The following is a 4,200-nucleotide window of genomic DNA, read 5'->3' as shown; positions in this document are numbered from 1 at the left end:
CTTCGGGGCTCCCGTCCCGGACCCCCGGCGAGGCTCCGCCCCCTGGCCCCCGCAGGGGGCTCAAGGGGCGCGGGGAACTGCGCGGCCAGCCAGCGACGGCCTGCAGTCGCAAACCGGACACGCGAGGCAGCCCAATAGGCGCGGGGTCCGGGGCGAAGCCCCGGCGCCGACCGCCGGGCCGCACCCGGCCCCGCCCAGGCCAAGCGCCAGCGCTACTTCTCCGGGCGGACCGGGATCTCCAGTACGACACGCGTGCCGCGCTCCGCGCGGCGTCGCATGTCGAACGTTCCTCCGAGCTCCCCCTCCACCAGCGTTCGTACGATCTGCAGTCCCAGGTTCCCCGTCCGCTGCGGGTCGAAGCCCTCCGGGAGACCCCGCCCGTCGTCCTGCACGGAGATCAGCAGGCGGGCGTCCCGCCGCGTACCGCTCCGTACGGCCGTCACCTCGACGGAGCCCGTCTCGCCCGGTCCGAAGCCGTGCTCCATCGCGTTCTGGAGCAGCTCCGTGAGGACCATGGACAGCGGCGTGGCCACCTCCGCGTCGAGGATGCCGAAGCGGCCCGTGCGGCGGCCGGCGACGCGGCCCGGGGAGATCTCGGCGACCATGGCGAGGACACGGTCGGCGATCTCGTCGAATTCGACGCGCTCGTCGAGGTTCTGCGAGAGCGTCTCGTGGACGATGGCGATCGAGCCGACCCGCCGCACCGCTTCCTCCAGCGCCTCGCGCCCCTCGGCGGAGCCGATCCGGCGGGCCTGGAGGCGCAGCAGGGCGGCCACGGTCTGGAGGTTGTTCTTCACTCGGTGGTGGATCTCCCGGATGGTCGCGTCCTTGGTGATCAACTCTCGCTCACGCCGACGCAGTTCGGTGACATCGCGCAGCAGCACGAGCGAACCGATGTGATTCCCCTTGGGCTTGAGGGGGATCGCCCGCAGCTGGATGACCCCGTCGGCCCCCTCGACCTCGAACTCGCGCGGGGCCCAGCCGCTCGCCAGCTTCGCGAGGCCCTCGTCGACGGGGCCGCGCGAGGGCGCCAACTGAGCGGTGGCCTCGCCCAGATGGTGCCCGATGAGGTCGGCGGCGAGCCCGAGCCGGTGGTAGGCGGAGAGCGCGTTGGGGCTCGCGTACTGGACGATGCCGTCCGCGTCGAGCCTGATCAGGCCGTCGCCCACGCGCGGCGAGGCGTCCATGTCGACTTGTTGACCGGGGAACGGGAAGGTCCCGTTCGCGATCATCTGCGCGAGGTCCGAGGCGCTCTGCAGATAGGTGAGCTCCAGCCTGCTCGGCGTCCGCACGGTGAGCAGGTTCGTATTGCGGGCGATGACCCCGAGCACCCGGCCCTCGCGGCGGACCGGGATCGACTCGACGCGGACCGGCACCTCCTCGCGCCACTCCGGGTCGCCCTCCCGGACGATCCTGCCCTCGTCGAGCGCGGCGTCCAGCATGGGGCGGCGCCCGCGCGGCACCAGGTGGCCGACCATGTCGTTCTGGTACGAGGTGGGGCCGGTGTTGGGCCGCATCTGCGCGACGGACACATAGCGGGTGCCGTCGAGGGTGGGCACCCACAGCACGAGGTCGGCGAAGGAGAGGTCGGAGAGCAGCTGCCACTCCGAGACCAGCAGATGCAGCCACTCCAGGTCGGAGTCGCCCAGGGCGGTGTGCTGGCGTACGAGGTCGTTCATGGAGGGCACGGCTGTGAGCCTACCCGCGCCCGCGTGCCTCATTTCGTTCCGCCTGTCGGCCGCCCGGGCATGGACAGCCGAGAGTGGTCTAGTCCACAATGAACAAGCAAAGTTTCCGCCTTCCCCGCACAGGAGGGTGGATTCGAGGCCCGGCGCTCCCGTTCGTCCTGACCGCGCCGCGGCCTCCGGTCGGCCGCTCCCGGCCGCGGGGCCCGCACACCCCGCGTCCCCGGTGGCCGATGTCGGCTCCGGGCTGCGGTGCCGACCGGGTTGAGGGTCCCGGCCGGGCGCCGCGGCCCGTAGTGACGTTCGGACGCACCCCCCACTTCTCTCCCTACGGCTTATCCCCCGCAGCCCCGTTCGACACCTCCGGGCCTTTCTTCTATAGCGGTCGCTAAAAAACTCGTGCTACGGTCTTTCTGTAGTGATCGTTAAGGAAACAGGGGGAACCATGGGCACGCTCCACGGCAGGACGGCACTGGTCACCGGCGGCAGCCGCGGCATCGGACGCGCGATCTCCGAGCGGCTGGCGCGCGAGGGCGCGACGGTCGCGGTGCACTACGGGCGGGACGACGAAGCCGCGCGACGGACGGTGAAGGAGATCGAGGCCGCGGGCGGCCGGGCTTTCGCCATCCGGGCGGAGCTGGGGACCGAGGGTGACGCCGAGGCGCTGTGGAGGGCCTTCGACGAGCATGCCGAGGGCGTGGACATCCTGGTGAACAACGCGGCCTCCGGCGGCCCGCGGGGCCCGGTCGGCGAGGTGACGCCCGCGGACTTCGACCGGGTCTTCGCGGTCAACGCCAAGGCGCCGTTCTTCGTCACCCTGCTCGGGCTGGAGCGGATGCGCGACGGCGGCCGGATCGTCAACGTCTCCACGGGGCTGACGCACGGCGCCCGCATGCCGGAGATCACCCCGTACACCATGACCAAGGCCGCGATCGACGCCTTCACCGCCAACCTGGCCAAGGCCGTGGGCGGGCGCGGCATCACCGTCAACGCCGTCGCGCCGGGCGTGGTCGACACCGACATGAACGCCGCCTGGCTGCGCAACCCCGAGGCCTGGGCACAGGTCTCGGCGATGTCCCCAGCCGGCCGGGTGGGCGAGCCGCGGGACATCGCGGACGTCGTCGCCTTCCTCGCCTCGGACGACAGCCGGTGGGTGACCGGGCAGTGGATCGACGCGACGGGTGGGGCCTTGCTCTGACGCTGCGCTGCTCTGACGCCGGGGTTCGCCTATTGGGGTGCCTCTTGCGCTGCGCGCGCGTCTGCAGACCGGTGGGGGCTGGTCGCGCCCACGCGGCAGAGCCGCATATCGACAACAGCCCCGCGCCCCTGACGGGGCCCGACGGGGCCTGGCGGCGGACACTGGGGGTGGATGCCACACTCTGTTAGATTGGTCTATACCACCACTCCCCCACGTCCACTCTCCAGATCGGCAGGCCCAGCGTGGAAGTTGTCATCGTCCCGGACGCCAAGGCAGGCGGCGAGCTCATCGCGGAGGCCATGGCGGAGCTCCTGCGTCGCAAGCCGGACGCCCTGCTGGGCGTGGCCACCGGCTCCACCCCGCTGCCCATCTACGAAGCGCTGACGGCGAAGGTCCGCGCGGGCGCCGTGGACGCCTCGCGGGCCCGTATCTGCCAGCTCGACGAGTACGTCGGCCTGCCGGCCGACCACCCGGAGTCCTACCGCTCGGTGGTGCTGCGCGAGGTCGTGGAGCCGCTCGGGCTGTCCGAGACGTCCTTCATGGGCCCCGACGGCACCGCCGAGGACGTCCAGGGCGCGTGCGAGGCGTACGACAGGGCGCTGGCCGAGGCCGGTGGCGTGGACCTCCAGCTGCTCGGCATCGGCACCGACGGGCACATCGGCTTCAACGAGCCGTGCTCCTCGCTCGCCTCGCGCACCCGCATCAAGACGCTGACGGAGCAGACCCGCGTCGACAACGCGCGCTTCTTCGACGGCGACATCGACCAGGTGCCGCACCACGTCATCACCCAGGGCATCGGCACGATCCTGGAGGCCCGCCACCTGGTCCTGCTCGCGACGGGCGAGGGCAAGGCCGACGCGGTCGCGGCGACGGTGGAAGGCCCCGTCTCCGCCCTCGTCCCGGCCTCCGCGCTCCAGCTCCACCCCCACGCGACCGTCGTCGTCGACGAGGCCGCGGCGTCGAAGTTGAAGCTGGCGGACTACTTCCGCCACACGTACGCCAACAAGCCGGTGTGGCAGGGGCTGTAGCCCCTGCCGTCCGGATGCGGGCCGGTGGCCCGCTGCGCCCACCGGGTTGCCACCCGGGCCCGGTGGGCGACTGCGGGTCGTGTCCGGCTGGTCGCGCAGTTCCCCGCGCCCCTGATGGGGTGCGCTATTCCGTCACCTTCCCGGTTGTGGGCATGCGTTCCGCTAGAGCGTGTTCGTAGTTGCGATCACGAGTTGGTGGATTTCGGCCGCGCCATGTCCTGTGGCCTGGTAGGCCGGAGGTATGGCGCGTGGTGATCTGACGGATGATGAGTGGGCCCTGGTCGAGCCG

Annotated in this window: 3 protein-coding genes; 2 read left to right on the top strand and 1 reads right to left on the bottom strand. The window is 71.7% G+C overall.

All coding sequences use genetic code 11. The features are described from left to right. Positions 1-212: 212 nt before the first annotated feature. The gene (locus K6I34_RS32790) at positions 213-1,679 is read right to left on the bottom strand and encodes a sensor histidine kinase (RefSeq protein ID WP_229331681.1); all 1,467 of its coding nucleotides are present in this window, start codon (positions 1,677-1,679) and stop codon (positions 213-215) included. Between the two features lie 451 nt (positions 1,680-2,130). On the opposite strand from K6I34_RS32790, the gene K6I34_RS32785 reads away from it, so the two are divergent. Together K6I34_RS32785 and nagB are read left to right on the top strand one after the other, a co-directional pair. Further along, positions 2,131-2,883 carry an SDR family oxidoreductase gene (locus K6I34_RS32785; protein ID WP_229331680.1) on the top strand — a complete coding sequence of 251 codons (753 nt, stop codon included), beginning with the start codon at positions 2,131-2,133 and terminating at the stop codon, positions 2,881-2,883. A 242-nt stretch (positions 2,884-3,125) separates the two neighbouring features. Beyond that, positions 3,126-3,911 (top strand): glucosamine-6-phosphate deaminase, encoded by a 786-nt coding sequence (gene nagB / locus K6I34_RS32780; RefSeq protein WP_229331679.1) that lies wholly within the window; start codon positions 3,126-3,128, stop codon positions 3,909-3,911. Positions 3,912-4,200: the final 289 nt, after the last annotated feature.

Source organism: Streptomyces sp. UNOC14_S4 (genome assembly GCF_020740835.1).
Classification (GTDB): domain Bacteria; phylum Actinomycetota; class Actinomycetes; order Streptomycetales; family Streptomycetaceae; genus Streptomyces.
The sequence above is the reverse complement of the archived record's forward strand: the minus strand, read 5'-3'. Positions and strand labels throughout refer to the sequence as shown.